General features: G+C 42.8%; 15 protein-coding genes and 1 pseudogene. 10 read left to right on the forward strand and 6 right to left on the reverse strand.

Going from position 1 to position 14,980, the window contains the following annotated elements; genetic code table 11:
- The first annotated feature begins 10 nt into the window (after positions 1-10).
- From OPS28_RS11540 to OPS28_RS11560, 5 genes and pseudogenes are all read left to right on the forward strand, one after another.
- Positions 11-1,234 carry a glycosyl transferase gene (locus tag OPS28_RS11540; protein WP_265609600.1) on the forward strand — a complete coding sequence of 408 codons (1,224 nt, stop codon included), beginning with the start codon at positions 11-13 and terminating at the stop codon, positions 1,232-1,234.
- A 3-nt stretch (positions 1,235-1,237) separates the two neighbouring features.
- Positions 1,238-2,998, forward strand: a complete 1,761-nt coding sequence (locus tag OPS28_RS11545) for a sugar phosphorylase (RefSeq protein ID WP_265609601.1) — start codon at positions 1,238-1,240, stop codon at positions 2,996-2,998.
- 143 nt (positions 2,999-3,141) lie between these two features.
- A pseudogene (locus OPS28_RS11550) lies at positions 3,142-3,390 on the forward strand (molybdopterin-binding protein); the annotation flags it as partial.
- A 13-nt stretch (positions 3,391-3,403) separates the two neighbouring features.
- A complete protein-coding gene (locus OPS28_RS11555) occupies positions 3,404-3,751 on the forward strand; it encodes a hypothetical protein (protein ID WP_265609602.1) in 348 nt (115 codons plus the stop codon).
- A gap of 21 nt (positions 3,752-3,772) precedes the next feature.
- Positions 3,773-5,164: an MATE family efflux transporter gene (locus OPS28_RS11560; RefSeq protein WP_265609603.1), complete on the forward strand. Its 1,392-nt coding sequence runs from the start codon at positions 3,773-3,775 to the stop codon at positions 5,162-5,164.
- Positions 5,165-5,396: 232 nt separating this feature from the next.
- Here OPS28_RS11560 and OPS28_RS11565 read toward each other — a convergent pair whose 3' ends face one another.
- The gene (locus OPS28_RS11565) at positions 5,397-6,080 is read right to left on the reverse strand and encodes a rhomboid family intramembrane serine protease (protein WP_265609604.1); all 684 of its coding nucleotides are present in this window, start codon (positions 6,078-6,080) and stop codon (positions 5,397-5,399) included.
- Between the two features lie 102 nt (positions 6,081-6,182).
- Here OPS28_RS11565 and OPS28_RS17180 point away from each other — a divergent pair, with 102 nt between their 5' ends.
- On the forward strand, positions 6,183-6,392 hold the full coding sequence (locus tag OPS28_RS17180; RefSeq protein ID WP_442863986.1) for a DUF7661 family protein: 210 nt from the start codon (positions 6,183-6,185) through the stop codon (positions 6,390-6,392).
- Here OPS28_RS17180 and OPS28_RS11570 read toward each other — a convergent pair.
- The gene (locus OPS28_RS11570) at positions 6,340-7,395 is read right to left on the reverse strand and encodes an RDD family protein (RefSeq protein WP_265609605.1); all 1,056 of its coding nucleotides are present in this window, start codon (positions 7,393-7,395) and stop codon (positions 6,340-6,342) included. The two genes, OPS28_RS17180 and OPS28_RS11570, sit on opposite strands and share 53 nt — an antisense overlap.
- Before the next feature lie 151 nt (positions 7,396-7,546).
- Between OPS28_RS11570 and OPS28_RS11575 the strand changes: the two genes are divergently transcribed.
- Positions 7,547-8,326 (forward strand): transporter substrate-binding domain-containing protein, encoded by a 780-nt coding sequence (locus OPS28_RS11575; RefSeq protein WP_265609606.1) that lies wholly within the window; start codon positions 7,547-7,549, stop codon positions 8,324-8,326.
- 198 nt (positions 8,327-8,524) lie between these two features.
- On the opposite strand, the gene OPS28_RS11580 is transcribed toward OPS28_RS11575, so the two are convergent.
- From OPS28_RS11580 to OPS28_RS11595, 4 genes are all read right to left on the reverse strand, one after another.
- Entirely contained in the window at positions 8,525-8,833 is a 309-nt protein-coding gene (locus OPS28_RS11580; RefSeq protein ID WP_265609607.1) for an ArsR/SmtB family transcription factor, read from the reverse strand.
- A gap of 44 nt (positions 8,834-8,877) precedes the next feature.
- Positions 8,878-9,321: an SRPBCC domain-containing protein gene (locus OPS28_RS11585; RefSeq protein ID WP_265609608.1), complete on the reverse strand. Its 444-nt coding sequence runs from the start codon at positions 9,319-9,321 to the stop codon at positions 8,878-8,880.
- A 148-nt stretch (positions 9,322-9,469) separates the two neighbouring features.
- Positions 9,470-10,651 carry a vWA domain-containing protein gene (locus tag OPS28_RS11590; RefSeq protein ID WP_265609609.1) on the reverse strand — a complete coding sequence of 394 codons (1,182 nt, stop codon included), beginning with the start codon at positions 10,649-10,651 and terminating at the stop codon, positions 9,470-9,472.
- Positions 10,651-11,487 (reverse strand): AAA family ATPase, encoded by an 837-nt coding sequence (locus OPS28_RS11595; protein WP_265609610.1) that lies wholly within the window; start codon positions 11,485-11,487, stop codon positions 10,651-10,653. Before OPS28_RS11595 ends, OPS28_RS11590 begins: the two co-directional genes overlap by 1 nt.
- A 197-nt stretch (positions 11,488-11,684) precedes the next feature.
- On the opposite strand from OPS28_RS11595, the gene cysK reads away from it, so the two are divergent.
- The 3 genes from cysK (at position 11,685) to OPS28_RS11610 (ending at position 14,971) form a co-directional block, all read left to right on the forward strand.
- Positions 11,685-12,650 carry a cysteine synthase A gene (gene cysK / locus OPS28_RS11600; RefSeq protein WP_265609611.1) on the forward strand — a complete coding sequence of 322 codons (966 nt, stop codon included), beginning with the start codon at positions 11,685-11,687 and terminating at the stop codon, positions 12,648-12,650.
- 289 nt (positions 12,651-12,939) lie between these two features.
- Positions 12,940-14,235, forward strand: a complete 1,296-nt coding sequence (locus OPS28_RS11605; protein ID WP_265609612.1) for a DEAD/DEAH box helicase — start codon at positions 12,940-12,942, stop codon at positions 14,233-14,235.
- Positions 14,236-14,515: 280 nt separating this feature from the next.
- Positions 14,516-14,971, forward strand: a complete 456-nt coding sequence (locus tag OPS28_RS11610) for a hypothetical protein (RefSeq protein ID WP_265609613.1) — start codon at positions 14,516-14,518, stop codon at positions 14,969-14,971.
- The last annotated feature ends 9 nt before the right edge of the window (positions 14,972-14,980 follow it).

Consider the following 14,980-nt stretch of genomic DNA (forward strand, 5'->3'; position numbering starts at 1 on the left):
TGGAGCGCTAATGGCCGATTTTCACCAAAATGGTATTGTAACTACCCTTCACAACTTGGCAAACCGCCCTACTGAGGAGATGGAAGCGGACTTATTACGGTTTTCTCAAAAACGTCCGATGGCACTTATCCTACCTTCTCTCTTTTCTGAACTTGAGGGCGAAGCACTACCTCGAATTGTTGAAGAGTTAACGAACGTACCTTATTTGTCCGAAATTGTGATAGGCCTGGATAGGGCTACTGAAAAACAATATCAACATGCATTAACGTTTTTTTCTTCTTTGCCGCAGCACCACCGAATACTTTGGAATGACGGTCCTCGCTTACAGGCACTGGACAAAGAGTTAGCCGATTTAGGATTAGCGCCTAAAGAACTTGGCAAGGGCCGAAATGTTTGGTACTGCATGGGCTATATTTTGGCTTCTAACCGCGCAGAATCTGTTGCTTTACACGATTGCGATATTGTTACTTACGATCGGGATTTGTTGGCCCGTCTTATCTATCCTGTTGCTAATCCCATGTTTAATTACGAGTTCTGCAAGGGATATTATGCCCGTGTAGCCAACGGTAAAATTAATGGTCGGGTTTCACGGTTGTTGGTTACCCCGTTATTAAGGGCCCTTAAACGCATTATTGGCGACAATGAATATTTAGAATACATGGACAGCTTTCGCTACCCCCTAGCTGGAGAATTTTCTTTCAGAAGAGATGTTTTAAGCGATATTCGCATACCTAGCGACTGGGGCCTTGAAATAGGTGTCTTATCAGAAATGCACAGAAATTACGCTCATAATCGTTTGTGCCAAGCTGATATTGCCGATATATATGACCACAAGCATCAGGATTTATCTCTTAATAATGATCAGGGTGGCTTATCAAAGATGTCTATCGACATTACTAAGGCTATTTTCCGTAAATTAGCCACCCAAGGCTTTTCGTTCAGTAATGAAATGTTCCGTTCTGTTAAAGCGACCTATTTTAGAATTGCTTTAGATTTTATCGAAACCTATCACAATGATGCCATTATGAATGGCCTAACACACGATGTTCATAACGAAGAAAAAGCAGTAGAAATGTTCGCCAGCAATATCATGAAGGCAGGACAAAGCTTTCTTGAAAATCCCATGGAAACACCGTTTATTCCCAGCTGGAACCGGGTTACCAGCGCCGTTCCAGACATTTTAGACCGATTATTGGAAGCGGTTGAAGCAGATACCTCTGAACATTTAGGGTAAATTATGACCACCAACTGGACCATTCTTCATGAAAAAGTCATGCACCATCTGGATGCGATTTATGCAGATGTACCATTAGACATGCCTATCGGTAAATTAGCTACGCAGTTAATCGAAACGATAGGTATTAAGAACGAAGAAGATATTGTTATGCCCGGCCCTTACGTGAACTATTGGGACGAGGAAGACATTATCATGATTACCTATGGTGATAGTGTTATCCAAGAAGGTGAAACGCCTCTGACAACCTTGTATAACTTCCTGAATAAATACTGCAACACTACAATTAATAATGTGCATATTCTGCCATTCTTCCCATACAGTTCAGATGATGGCTTTTCGGTAATCGACTATTCAAGTGTAAACGAGTCCTTGGGTAGCTGGGAAGAAGTATCACGCATTGCAAAAGACTACGGGTTAATGGCCGACCTTGTAATCAATCACTGTTCTGCGAGAAGTGCGTGGTTTGAGAACTTTATTAAGGGAGAAGGTACGGGCCACGATTTTTTCTTTACTGCCTCTCCTGATGATGACTTGTCGATGGTCACTCGTCCAAGGGTATCTCCTTTATTAAGAGAAACGCAGACCGCTCATGGCACGCGTTATGTTTGGTGTACATTTAGTCACGACCAGGTTGATTTTGATTTTCGCAATCCGCAGGTACTCACGGCATTTATTGAAATCATCCGCTTGTATATTGATAAAGGTTCGAAGATTTTTCGGCTGGATGCAGTAGCTTTTCTATGGAAGATTGTAGGTACAACTTGTATAAACCTGATCCAAACCCATGAGGTGATCAGACTAATTCGAACGTTGATCGAACATATCGATCCAACCATTATGCTCATTACCGAGACGAATATCCCAAACCGCGAAAACCTGACCTATTTCGGGAATGCCAACGAAGCCCATGCTATTTACAATTTTTCCTTACCGCCCTTGTTGGTAAATACATTGGTTACGGGAAACTGTCGCTATTTAAAAAGTTGGATAATGAGCATGCCGCCAGCTCAAAACGGAACCACCTATTTCAACTTTATTGCTTCTCATGATGGGATTGGTCTGCGACCTGCAGAGGGTTTACTCGATGAAGAAGAAATATCCGAATTGGTACATACCATGCAAAATTTCGGGGGTAAAGTATCCTGGCGTGCTTCAGCTCATGGTCAACAAAAACCTTACGAGATAAATATAACATTATTCGATGCGTTGCAAGGTACGGTTAAGGGGCCTGACAAATGGCAGATAGAACGCTTTATTTGCGCACATGCCATAATGTTGGCGATGGAAGGTATCCCAGGCATTTATATTCACAGCATGTTAGGAACTTCTAACGATTATGAAAAAGTCGCCAATACTGGGCAGAATCGATCCATTAACCGGAAACGTTGGTCTTTGCCTGAATTAGAAGCGTTGCTGGATTCGCCCTACTCTCAACACCACAAAGTATTGACCCGCATGTCTCAACTAATTCGCATCCGTAAAACACAGGATGCATTCCACCCCAATGCGACGCAATATACATTGCAGATGGGTGACCAGATTTTCGGTTTTTGGCGCCAAAGTTTGGACCGAAAACAAAGCGTCTTTTGTATTAGTAATATCAGTGACGAAGAACAATCGATTTTACTAACTGATATCAATCTTGTTGGCACAGATAATTGGTTGGAACTGATTTCCAGAGAAGTGATAAGTGATGTCAATGCATTTATGACATTACAGCCGTACCAAACCGTATGGATCAGTAATCAGGATAGTGAATAGCATACCAATCCACGACAATACGTACATACACAGTATTGAAGTGGTAAACGTATCACTAGCCAATTCGCGGCTACGTTTAGTGGCGCCAAAGCGAACGAAATTAGCGAAGCCGGAAGCAGCCTTTCCCAAGAAAATCATATGACTGTATCCGAAATGGCATCGCCAGCCTGCTTACCCCACTTTACATTGATGTAATAGACTACGGCATTGTGCCTGACCAATTGGATGCCTTTAATACGCTATTTGACCGTGCTCAGTATGAGGTTGATTTACTTGTCAGCAGTGGCGGTGTATCGGTGGGGGATGCAGACTTAGTAAAAGAAGTAATAAAGCAAATTGGTCACATAGATATGTGGAAAGTAGCAATCGAACCAGGAAAGCCTTCGCATTAGACCAGGCGGGTCAATGCTGTTCTGTGGCCTTCCCGGTAATCCTGTTTGCGCGTTCGTTACTGCGCATAAGTTAGTTATACCTGCTATCCGACTACTTCAGCATGCGTTAACAGAAAATAACATTTGTGTTCCTATGTTGAAGTCCAAATCGCTAACTGGTATCTCTTGTTTAACTGGGCGACAGGAATTTATGCGGGGAAACCTAATTGTGACAAAAGATGCGAGGTTAAGGGTTATCCCCCAGCCAAAACAAAGTTCAGCTGCTATCCAAGCGCTGGCCAAAGCAAACTGTTATATTGTCGTTCCAGCCGAATTAAGAAAAATTTCGGCTGGTAGCGAAGTCGATATTGAACCCTTTTAATGTAAAAGTGAGTTGTACAACATGCTGCTAGTTTCGAGACGTTTTGCCTTAGAGACCAAACGCCTTATTCATCTTGCCTGGCCTCTTCTGATTGCGCAAATCACGCAAATGTTGATGGGTGTGAGCGATACGGTGATGGCGGGACGCTATGGTGCAGTCGACATGGCCGCTGTAGCGCTAGGCTTTAGTGTAACCATACCCTTATTGTGTTTTTTGCAAGGGCTCGCCTTTGCGCTTCCTCCGTTTATTTCTCGTCTACAAGGCAAAAGAGCGTTAGCCGATATTCCTCAGATTGCCCAGCAATCAGCCTATAGTTTAGTATTAGTCAGTTTCCCCATGCTTCTGCTCTATCCTTTTGCGGATACACTAGTAGGTTTCTTCCCAATGGAAGCTGCGTTATTCGATATAACCGTTGAATACACTCGCTACGTAATACTTGCTATGCCAGCGTTTGCGCTCTATCAATGGTTACGAAATTACTGTGAGGGCTTGGGGAGTACCAAACCCACCATGTTAATTACCGTAATTGGGTTGATGGTAAACATTTTGGCAAACTATCTTCTCATTTATGGGATTGGTCCCTTTCCTGAAATGGGGGGGGCGGGCTGTGGCGTTGCCACTGCACTAGTTTTTTATGCCATGCTTATTGCCACCTTTGTGTATACATTGGTGTCGCCTAAAATAAAAAAATATGCGTTGTTTTCGGCGTTTTATAAGCCAGAATTGCATATATTAAAGCGTATTTTTAAACTGGGTTTACCTATTGCCATGACACTCCTATTCGAAGTGACCTTGTTTGCAGTGGTGGCCTTATTGCTTACCCCATTTGGCGCGATAACAATTGCTGCGCATCAAGTCGCGCTCAACTTCTCTTCACTCATGTTTATGTTTCCTCTAAGTATGGGCATGGCGGTAGCCATACGGATCAGCTACCGCATGGGACAGCAGCGCGTGAAGCAGGCCAGAACCGTAGTAAAAAGTGCGCTGACTGTAGGCTTGTCAATTGCGTTTGCGACCGCTTCATTTACGATTTTGGCTAAGTCCTTCATTATAGGGTTGTATACGACCGATCAGCAGGTATTTACAATCGCTAGTTCGCTTCTTATTTATGCAGCGTTGTTCCAGTTTTCAGATGCAATTCAGGTCATTTCTGCAAACGCGCTGCGGGGGTATAAAGATACTACGGCTATGTTTTATATTACATTTTTTGCCTATTGGGTTATCGGATTGCCAGTAGGGATCATTTTAGCCAGAACAAACTGGATTACCGCGCAACCTTTATCTGCCGCCGGTTTCTGGATTGGTTTTATCTGTGGTTTAAGCACTGCCGCCGTGATGTTAGGCGCACGAGTACGTTATATTCAAAAGCAATATGCATCAGGTGAACGCGCATTTAGTACCCATCTTCAATGATGAATGCGTTGCATGCGGTAAGTTTCTCACCTTGCTAACAGCCGATATTATAACATTTTAGGCGTGAAAATTGCGCAGTATTTGGGTAGTACGTAACCAAAAGAAACCACATCTTGGTAGCGATAATGACTTTCTACTTCTGGGCTAAAATAGCATGGAAGAATCTATGCACCATGGCCTACCTGTACTATGCCCTGGTTAATTAGATTCTTCGGTCTTTAGCCTTAGCACGTCAATGGGGATTTGTATAATCTTCATCCTGTCTGGTCGAGGGGTCCTGTTTCCATAAGTCGCCTATAACAGGATCGTCACCTTCTTGCTCTTCCCAGGCATATTTTTTGACCTTGGGTTTAGGATCGTTGCGCCAAAAAATCAATGCGGCAATTGTCCCACCTACTGCGCCGAAAAAATGAGCTTCATAAGAAATACCCGGCTCTCTCGGAAAAATAGTCATTACCATTCCTCCATACATAAAGAATGCAATCATCATCAAACCTACTGAACGGGCGTCCCTACGCAATATTGAAACGACAAACAAATAGAAAAACAATCCATGACTAACACCGCTGGCGCCTAGATGAACAGAATCTCTTCCAAATAAAAAGATCCCAGATCCAGACACCAGCCAGGCGAAACCTAATGCCCACCAGCGGGTACGGGGATAGCCGTAGAGTAACGCGCTACCTAAAATAATTAGTGGCGAGGTATTGTTAAATAAATGCTCGTAAGAACCATGCACAAGTGGCGCAGTCAGTATCTTCCATACTCCGGCTACGTCGAAGGGCCTGACGCCCAGCCATTGTAATGGTAAGTTGAACAGCACACCTGCAGACTGAATGACCCATAGAAGACTCACTGCAAACGTAGATAGCAACACGGCCCGTTGTATTGAATATGCTTTAGAAGTATCTTTCATCCATCTGATATGTGGATGAACATTCATAACGCAATTATAAAAGAGTATAAACCATACAAAAATCTGACATGTTTGATAACACTATGGAGCTTGCCAGATTGAATGGAGGGTGGCCATTATATAGGTTTTCACTTTTCAACTAACGTAACACACTTGCCAGTCTACGTTGTGGTTATTCCATCTGAATTAACGCCGGCTGAATTTACCCACTTTTTCGAGGATATATTTCATGAACCAACCAGCGAACACCACCCGCTCGTCAGTGCGTTATGGGGACGCTACCGATTCGTGCTTCCTTACGAGTATCAATAACCAACGTTTCTGAAATTTTATCTTGAATCGCCTGACGATTAGGATCCCAATAAATTTGCAAAAAACCGAGCAAACCTGTCGCAAAACCTGCACCGTATCCGCCGTACCGACCAAAGCTTTCCCATAAAGTTAATTGACTGTTGTCTAATTTAACCACACGTAAGCCAAATAACTTCTTACCCGGCGTAATGCCCCCCCACCAGGCTGTAAAAACACTAAAATACAATGCGGCCCAACCAAACCCTAATCCTAAATCAGCTGAGATACCTTTTATCCATCCAATGACGCTATAGGAATGCGATTCTTCGTTTGTCTCTGGTGTCCCCACCGCTGGCGTTTCGAGGTCTGCAGCTTCAGTTTCCAGCTCTGCCCTTTTTCTATCAAATGCGTTGAGGTAGGTTGCGATTACTGCTTTTTCTTGTGCAGGTGTTAACCCCTTTCCTCCCAGCTGACTCTCAATTAATTTTTTTACACTATCTCTGTCAATATTAGTTTCTGCCATCTGGGAAGATAACTCATTTGCCAATGCATTAACGCATTCAATATCCGCTTCACACTGATCAAATGCAACAAAGCCCACTCCACTTATGACCTTCTCACTAAAAGACGTAGAGGGGTCGATCGGGCTGGATTCGATAATATCTTCTTCTATAAAGCCCACTAGCCCAAAAATCGTAACAAACAGGAGCAAGGACGCGCCTAGTCTTAAGCATTTTCGCGCCAGACTACGCTTTGGTCGATTAGACAAATGACTGCCGGCTCGAAAAAAAGTGATAGCTGCAAAAAATGCCAGTACAAATGCGCTTGCGAAGCTAACGATAGATACCACTGACAAATCTACTAACAATGCCATCAATCTCTTTACAGGCGTAGCCAGCTGCTTACCCAACAGTTCTGAAGACACTTGAAATGCATAAGGTGTAACTATTTGTCGGTTTTCAGCCGATATTTTCTGCTCTGCTACATTTTTAATTTCGCGATGAGTTGAAACTAATTCAGACATAGTTAGTATGTATTTTTTTTATTAGTCTGCTTTCATTTTCAATTAATTATTAATCAATAGCAATACGCCGACGTATTTATGCTACCCCGAACTTTATTTTTCTTTGTTCCCCTCATACACTTACCCATTCGCCTCGAAGTAGTAGAGTAAAATGGTGGCTATAACGCGAATTAATCTTATATTAGCAGTTTGCCTGCTCGTCGGTGTACCGATTGGCGCTACGGAATCAGCTAAAAAAGTTTTTACCATAGGGGTAGAAGCTATCGATTATTATCCCCACTTTCGATTTATGCATGAGACCGACAAAGGTTTTGGTTGGGCTGTAATGGAAGCCTTTTCTAATCAAAGTGGCTATGAATTTAAATATATCCCTCTTCCTGTGGCCAGATTACGCAATGCTATGCGTCATGGGAAACTGGATTTCGCTTATCCAGATAATCCTAATTGGCACGAGGAGGAAAGTGTAAAATCGTTTAAATACAGCCTCCCCTTTGCGATCGCTATGGGTGGGACTATGGTAAGCCGCGAATGGGTTAACCCAAAACTGGAAAATTTTCAGTCGCTTAGTGTTGTACGAGGGTTTAGCCCAATAAAATGGCTGGCGTTATTCGAAAATGATAATGTTCAGCGTGTTAATGTAAATGACACCACTGCTGCGTTAGAGTTAGTATTACGTAAGCGAGTAACCGGCGCTGACGTCGAATATCACGTAGCTAAACATCATCTCCGCAGGTTAAACCGCGAAAATGAATTGAAGTTAGCCGTTACTCTACCCTTTGATACAGTAGGGTTTCGTTTATCAACGATAAAACATCATCACATAATCGCTGAATTTGATACGTTTCTAATTAAACACGCTGATTTAATCGATAACCTAAAAAAACAGTATAACCTACAGGACCCTCAGGATATTCTGACATTGCATCAATAACGCTGTAATAAACGTTTTACTGCACGTGCTGTTCAAATGTCTTACTCCCTTCTTCAATATTAGCTAGTGTTAATAAATAACGCTGTTTGATAGAGATAAGTTGGGGTTTACCCATTTCGCAAGGAAGTACTGAACAGCGGCTGATAAGGTAATCGGCACGAGCCTGCGACAAATTTTGTTCGAGCAGGAACTACACCACTATTCTTCCGTGTATTTTTTAAGGGCGTTTAGTCGAACCTCCCACTGATGTTCTAATTCAGCAATGAAATGTCCTACTAACTTAAGTGCATTCAATTTTAGCTCTACTTTCGTTTCTCGACCTACCGTAGTTAGCGACGCAACATTCGCATTAACCAAAATTTGGAGTTGTTTTCTCGCGCCCTGCCTGGAAATACCCAGCCCTTTACAAAGTTCACCTATAGTACAAGGTTGCGCCTGGCAAAGTCGTTTCACTATTTTAAGTCGAGTGGGATCGCCCAACGCTTTAAATACATCGGCTTCTGTCATTTAGTCACTAATAATTAAAAAATTAAAAAATTGAAAATTAAAAATTAAGCCGTAAAAAGTAAAAAGTACTTTTGCAACCTGTCTAGCATGAAGTCCCAGCCACTATCATTTTGCTTATATACATCATCGGCCGTGTATTCAGCGAGACCGGAAAATCCTGACTCAGTTAGTGTGACTTTACATCTATTAGCAGCTAGTTTTTCAATGCCAAATTCAACCAACGTATTCGGCACAGCCAATACATCGCCTACAAAATAGCATCCCGGCACCCACCGAAACGCGAAATAGTAGTGCGCTCTTGTGTCTACTACATATATTTGGTTTTTACCGTCTTCTCCAAACCCAAGTATCGCTTGTTCACCCGCCCGAAAGCTTCCTTCCACCGTTTCAGGAAACCAGTGAATAACTTGTGCAGGATCAGCGATCGCTTTGTAAATACGCTCTTGGGAAGCATTGATAACAATTTCACGTTGAATAACGTCTTTCATAACATCCTCTCACTTTTAGAGGCTGGCCATGATCTTAGTAAAGCATAAAACGACCAACATGCAACCAATTGGTTGCATATTAAACTTTTCATCCTATTAATAGAGGTTTTTTTAGTCTGAAGAATTAATATCTATTCGGCATAGGCGTTCATCGGGACTTGATTAATGCACCAATACCTTCGGTTAAACCATCGAGCGTCAAAGGATACATTTTTCCATTTACCAATTCTTCAATAATACTAATCGAGTGGTAATAGGGCCAGTAGTTGTGGGGTTGAGGGTTTAGCCAAATAACTTTTTCAAAATGCTGAGTCAGGCGTTGCAGCCACGCTGCGCCCGCTTCTTCATTCCAATGTTCGACGCTACCCCCCGGATACGTAATTTCGTATGGCCCCATAGTGGCATCACCGACAAAGATGACTTTGTAGTCACTACCATAGCGGTGAATAATATCCCAGATAGGAATTCGTTCTTCATCGCGTCTTTGGTTGTCCTTCCACACATCCTCATAGATACAATTATGGAAATAAAAGTACTCCAAATATTTAAACTCAGAGTGAACCGCAGAAAACAACTCTTGTGTGGCTTGCACATGAGAATCCATCGACCCCCCAATATCAAAAAACAACAACACTTTAACGGCATTGTGCCTTTCGGGGGTCATGTGAATATCCAGCATACCTCCTTTGCGGGCTGTTTCTCCGATAGTGGTAGACACATCTAATTCTTCACTGGCACCTGTACGCGCAAATTTTCTTAACTTGCGTAGCGCCATTTTAATATTGCGCGTGCCCAACTCTACATCGCTGGAAAGATTTTTATACTCCCGCTTATCCCAGACTTTGGCTGCAGAAAAATTCCGATTGCCATCCTGCCCTATACGAACACCTTCTGGGTTGTAGCCGTAAGCACCAAAAGGTGAAGTACCACCTGTGCCTATCCATTTGTTCCCCCCTTGGTGACGTTCCTTCTGTTCTTCCAAACGCTGTTTGAGTGTGTCCATTAGCTTATCCAGCCCACCCAGTGCTTTTATTTGCTGTTTTTCTTCTTCCGTTAACTGTTTTTCGAAAACTTTCCTCAACCAGTCTTCCGGAATCTCGTTATCAAAAATATCAACGCTTTGTACACCCTCAAAATAATCGGCAAACGCCCTGTCAAAACGATCGTATTGAGTTTCATCTTTCACCATGATGGTACGGGAAAGAAAATAGAATGCTTCAATATCTGCAAACACCACTTGCTTATCGAGCGCAGAGAGTAGATCGAGCAATTCTCTCAGGCTGGTTTTAACGCGGTATTTCCGTAAGGTATAAAAAAAATCGATCAGCATTAGCGACGCGCCATAAACGCCAACTTTTCAAACAAATGTATATCCTGCTCATTTTTAAGCAATGCGCCATATAATGGCGGGATACTCGCCTTTTTGTCTTTACTGTGTAATGCCTCAGGCGGAATATCTTCGGCGAGCAAAAGTTTTAACCAGTCAATTAACTCTGATGTTGACGGCTTCTTCTTTAATCCGGGCACCTCTCTTAAGTTAAAAAACGCATTAAGCGCTTCGTCTAGTAAGCGTTTCTTAATATCAGGAAAGTGCACACCGACTATTTCTCGCATTTCATCAGGTGTTGGGAATTGAATATAGTGAAAGAAACAACGACGTAAAAAAGCATCGGGTAGTTCTTTTTCATTATTAGAGGTGATAATCACCACAGGACGTTGTTTCGCTTGAATTCTCTGCTGTGTTTCATAAACATAAAACTCCATCTTATCCAGTTCTAATAGCAAGTCATTAGGGAATTCAATATCCGCTTTATCTATTTCATCAATAAGTAATACTGGACGCTGACTTGATTCAAATGCTTGCCACAACTTACCTTTTACAATGTAGTTTTTAATATCGTGGACACGTTCCTCGCCCAATTGAGAATCGCGCAGGCGTGATACCGCATCATATTCGTACAACCCTTGCTGCGCTTTAGTTGTGGATTTAATATGCCATTGGATAAGCTCTGTTTGCAGGCTACTAGCTAATTCTTCAGCCAACATGGTTTTACCCGTCCCCGGTTCACCTTTTATCAGCAAAGGTCGTTGTAAGGTGATAGCAGCATTTACAGCCAGACGAAGTTCTTTACTGGCAATGTAATTGTCGGTACCGGAAAAAGTCATGTAGAGTCCTTAATAGTTGTAGATAGTTCGCTATCATGAGAAATAGCGATAACATATAGCTAAAAAACAGTTTGCATTTTATCAAATGCAACCAATGATATAAGGGTAAAGTGGGATAAACCAATAACATGTAAACATTGCCACTATGGCTTATGCGAATAAAACAACATTATCCCGAATTAAGCTAAGGACAAATTATGCAAATTTTTGACGACAATTCACTTTCTATCGGCCGCACCCCGCTGGTGAAGATTAATCGCGTAACTTCAGGTAATGTTTACGCAAAAATGGAATCACGTAACCCGAGTTTCAGCGTGAAATGCCGGATCGGCGCTAACATGATATGGGATGCTGAAAAACGTGGGGTACTTACGGCAGGCAAAGAAATCGTCGAGCCGACAAGCGGCAACACGGGTATCGCACTAGCTTTCGTGGCTGCATCCCGTGGCTATAAACTTACCTTGACTATGCCCAGTAGCATGAGTTTAGAGCGCCGAAAGCTACTTAAAGCGCTGGGGGCCAAACTTGTATTGACTGAAGCCCCAAAAGGAATGAAAGGCGCTGTGGCGGCAGCACAAGAAATTGTTGAAAGCGATCCTGAAAAGTACGTATTACTTCAACAATTTGACAACCCTGCTAACCCAGCCATTCATGAAAAAACGACTGGTCCGGAAATTTGGGAAGACACCGAAGGAAAAATTGATGCTTTTATCGCGGGTGTAGGTACAGGGGGTACAATTACCGGTGTGAGTCGTTACATTAAGAATACTCAAGGTAAGGCGATAACGTCTGTCGCGGTAGAGCCAACGGATTCACCTGTAATTACACAGGCTAAAAAGGGTGAAGAACTCACTCCAGGACCACATAAAATCCAAGGGATTGGCGCAGGCTTTATTCCTGGAAACCTTGATTTAGATATGGTTGATGAGGTTGAACAGGTAACGAATGAAGAGTGTATGGAAATGGCTCACCGACTTATGAAGGAAGAAGGTATACTCGCTGGTATTTCGTCTGGTGCAGCTGTGGTTGCAGCGAAACGTTACGCGGAACGTCCGGAAAATAAAGATAAAGTTATTGTGGTACTGCTGGCGAGTGGTACAGAGCGCTACTTGAGTAGTCCATTGTTCGCCGGTACCTTTTCTGACCAAGAAGAAGTGCAATAATAACCGATTTATCAGGAGGGCGTGACCCTCCTGTGCCTTTACCCCCCCACAAAAGACCTTAATTTTAGCTGTAATAAAGATTACGTGGCTCCTGCACGCAATCTTTGGTACTATAGACAGTTCATGTTGTAGGTTCTCGTTTATTTTGAACAAAGCTTTTTCCGCAAGATCGTTGTTAGTCCCACTAGTGATTTACAGCTCGATATTAACCGTTCTAAGCCCAACACAATCTGGAAGCCCTTCAGCGCGGCTACGTCATGTAGCATAACTAATACTTTTGGAACGAATTATGTCATTTAAATTACTGGGTCTTAATGCGCCCTTATTAGCGGCTATTGAAAAGCAGGGATACCAGACCCCCTCGCCCATTCAGGAAAAAGCTATCCCACTTATAATCGAAGGTAAGGACCTATTAGCAGCGGCTCAAACGGGTACGGGAAAAACGTCAGCTTTTTCGCTACCATTACTTCAGCGACTAACAACAAACAACAAAAAGGTGAGTGCTAATCGCGTCAGAGCGCTTATTTTAACCCCCACCCGTGAGCTTGCCGCACAAGTTGCTGAGAACGTTGAGGCGATGAGTAGCGGGTTACCTATTACCTCATCTGTCGTATTCGGTGGGGTTGGTATAAACCCGCAAATGAAACGGTTGCGTCCTGGGCTTGATGTATTAATTGCAACACCGGGTAGATTGCTAGACCTCTTCCAACAAAACGCTGTTAAATTTGACCAATTAGATACCCTAATATTGGACGAAGCGGATAGAATGTTGGATATGGGTTTCGTCCATGACATTAAGCGCATTCTTAAGTTGCTGCCAGCTAACCGTCAAACGTTACTTTTTTCAGCAACGTTTTCAGACGAAATTACACACCTGGCTAAGTCAATTACCCGTCAGGCTGTCAAAGTTTCCACAGCTCCGGCTAATACTACCGTGGATAAAATTGAACAGCGACTTGTTACGCTCGATAAGTCGCGCAAAATCGCCGCTTTGGTTAGCCTAATAAAACAGAACAATTGGAAACAGGTGTTAGTTTTCAGTCGGACCAAACATGGTGCGAACCGTATTGCCACCAAATTAAGTAAAGCAGACATCCCGAGTGATGCAATACATGGCAATAAAAGCCAGGGTGCACGAACGAAGGCATTAGCAAACTTTAAGAATGGTGAAATAGACGTATTGGTGGCGACAGATATCGCTGCACGCGGTATCGATATTAGTGAATTACCTATCGTCGTAAATTTGGACCTTCCCAATACGGCTGCCGATTATGTCCACCGCATAGGTCGAACTGGTCGGGCTGGTTCCAGTGGCCAGGCTTGGTCATTAGTTAGTGTGGACGAATTACAACAACTCAAAGATATTGAGACGTTAATTCAAACGCTTCTGCCGAGGGAACAGCTAGCAGGCTTTGAACCTCAACAACCCGTTCCGGAAACCAGATTAGCTGCCCCTAAAAAACCTAAAAAGCCCAAGAAGCCTAAACCTCATTACCAAGCTAATCAAAATAGCGAACATACTAGGCATGCTTCGAGACAAGAAAAACGATCTAGTAGCCAAATGAACCAGTTAGCTCATCACTAGGGACAGGTTCAATCTGTGGTTTTCGCTGAGTACTGAAAACCACGATCCGAGCAGTGTTTAGCTGCTCAATTTACTGCATGTCTGCTGACTGTTAAACGCTAACCTTTATCCATTGTCCAATTAGCAAGACTCTAAAGGTTACTGAGTCGAAGGTACCTGCTTTCGCGCTATATAAACAATTATTAAACGTATTCATTCAGCATGCCGTCATTTAGCCGTGCATATCCTTTAATTTTTTCTTAAAATAGTACATCGAAGTTAGGAACAAACAGTTAATTTTATGCAAAAGAAATGGACATTTTATGTATTCGCCACGCTTTTTATTCTGACCTCCTGCGGCGGTGAAAAAGAAAAAGGGTTGGGTAAGTACGGTATGCTTGACGAAAGCACTCCTGAATATGCGGCCGTTCGATTTATGACTAGCATTTATCAGGACGATAATATAGACGCGGCGGTGTCATTAAGCACCCCGAAGATGGCGCGTATATTGTCAAGGTATCATACTAACCGAAATGTACAGCGACATTTATTGAACTTGAAATTCGATACCGTTGAAATCACCCCCGAAGAGCGAAGTAGAGTTGGGCGTTCTGAGTTTTCAGAAAAGGCCACTATTACTTTGTTTTTCAGTGGTACGCTAAATGCCAATAAACAAGAAGATTTACGAAGAGTTGATTTGGTAAGGGAAAATGGGCAATGGTTAGTTGCCCGAATACACCCCGACCACTTTATGTAAAAACACCTG

This window comes from Alteromonas sp. ASW11-130 (assembly GCF_026183735.1).
Taxonomy (GTDB): domain Bacteria; phylum Pseudomonadota; class Gammaproteobacteria; order Enterobacterales; family Alteromonadaceae; genus Alteromonas.

What these genes read in the sequence shown, in the direction of transcription:
- OPS28_RS11540 (WP_265609600.1), top strand. Translation starts at nt 11, where the DNA reads ATGGCCGATTTTCACCAAAATGGTATTGTAACTACCCTTCACAACTTG.
- OPS28_RS11545 (WP_265609601.1), top strand. Translation starts at nt 1,238, where the DNA reads ATGACCACCAACTGGACCATTCTTCATGAAAAAGTCATGCACCATCTG.
- OPS28_RS11555 (WP_265609602.1), top strand. Translation starts at nt 3,404, where the DNA reads ATGCTGTTCTGTGGCCTTCCCGGTAATCCTGTTTGCGCGTTCGTTACT.
- OPS28_RS11560 (WP_265609603.1), top strand. Translation starts at nt 3,773, where the DNA reads ATGCTGCTAGTTTCGAGACGTTTTGCCTTAGAGACCAAACGCCTTATT.
- OPS28_RS11565 (WP_265609604.1), bottom strand. Translation starts at nt 6,080, where the DNA reads ATGAAAGATACTTCTAAAGCATATTCAATACAACGGGCCGTGTTGCTA.
- OPS28_RS17180 (WP_442863986.1), top strand. Translation starts at nt 6,183, where the DNA reads ATGGAGGGTGGCCATTATATAGGTTTTCACTTTTCAACTAACGTAACA.
- OPS28_RS11570 (WP_265609605.1), bottom strand. Translation starts at nt 7,395, where the DNA reads ATGTCTGAATTAGTTTCAACTCATCGCGAAATTAAAAATGTAGCAGAG.
- OPS28_RS11575 (WP_265609606.1), top strand. Translation starts at nt 7,547, where the DNA reads ATGGTGGCTATAACGCGAATTAATCTTATATTAGCAGTTTGCCTGCTC.
- OPS28_RS11580 (WP_265609607.1), bottom strand. Translation starts at nt 8,833, where the DNA reads ATGACAGAAGCCGATGTATTTAAAGCGTTGGGCGATCCCACTCGACTT.
- OPS28_RS11585 (WP_265609608.1), bottom strand. Translation starts at nt 9,321, where the DNA reads ATGAAAGACGTTATTCAACGTGAAATTGTTATCAATGCTTCCCAAGAG.
- OPS28_RS11590 (WP_265609609.1), bottom strand. Translation starts at nt 10,651, where the DNA reads ATGCTGATCGATTTTTTTTATACCTTACGGAAATACCGCGTTAAAACC.
- OPS28_RS11595 (WP_265609610.1), bottom strand. Translation starts at nt 11,487, where the DNA reads ATGACTTTTTCCGGTACCGACAATTACATTGCCAGTAAAGAACTTCGT.
- cysK (WP_265609611.1), top strand. Translation starts at nt 11,685, where the DNA reads ATGCAAATTTTTGACGACAATTCACTTTCTATCGGCCGCACCCCGCTG.
- OPS28_RS11605 (WP_265609612.1), top strand. Translation starts at nt 12,940, where the DNA reads ATGTCATTTAAATTACTGGGTCTTAATGCGCCCTTATTAGCGGCTATT.
- OPS28_RS11610 (WP_265609613.1), top strand. Translation starts at nt 14,516, where the DNA reads ATGCAAAAGAAATGGACATTTTATGTATTCGCCACGCTTTTTATTCTG.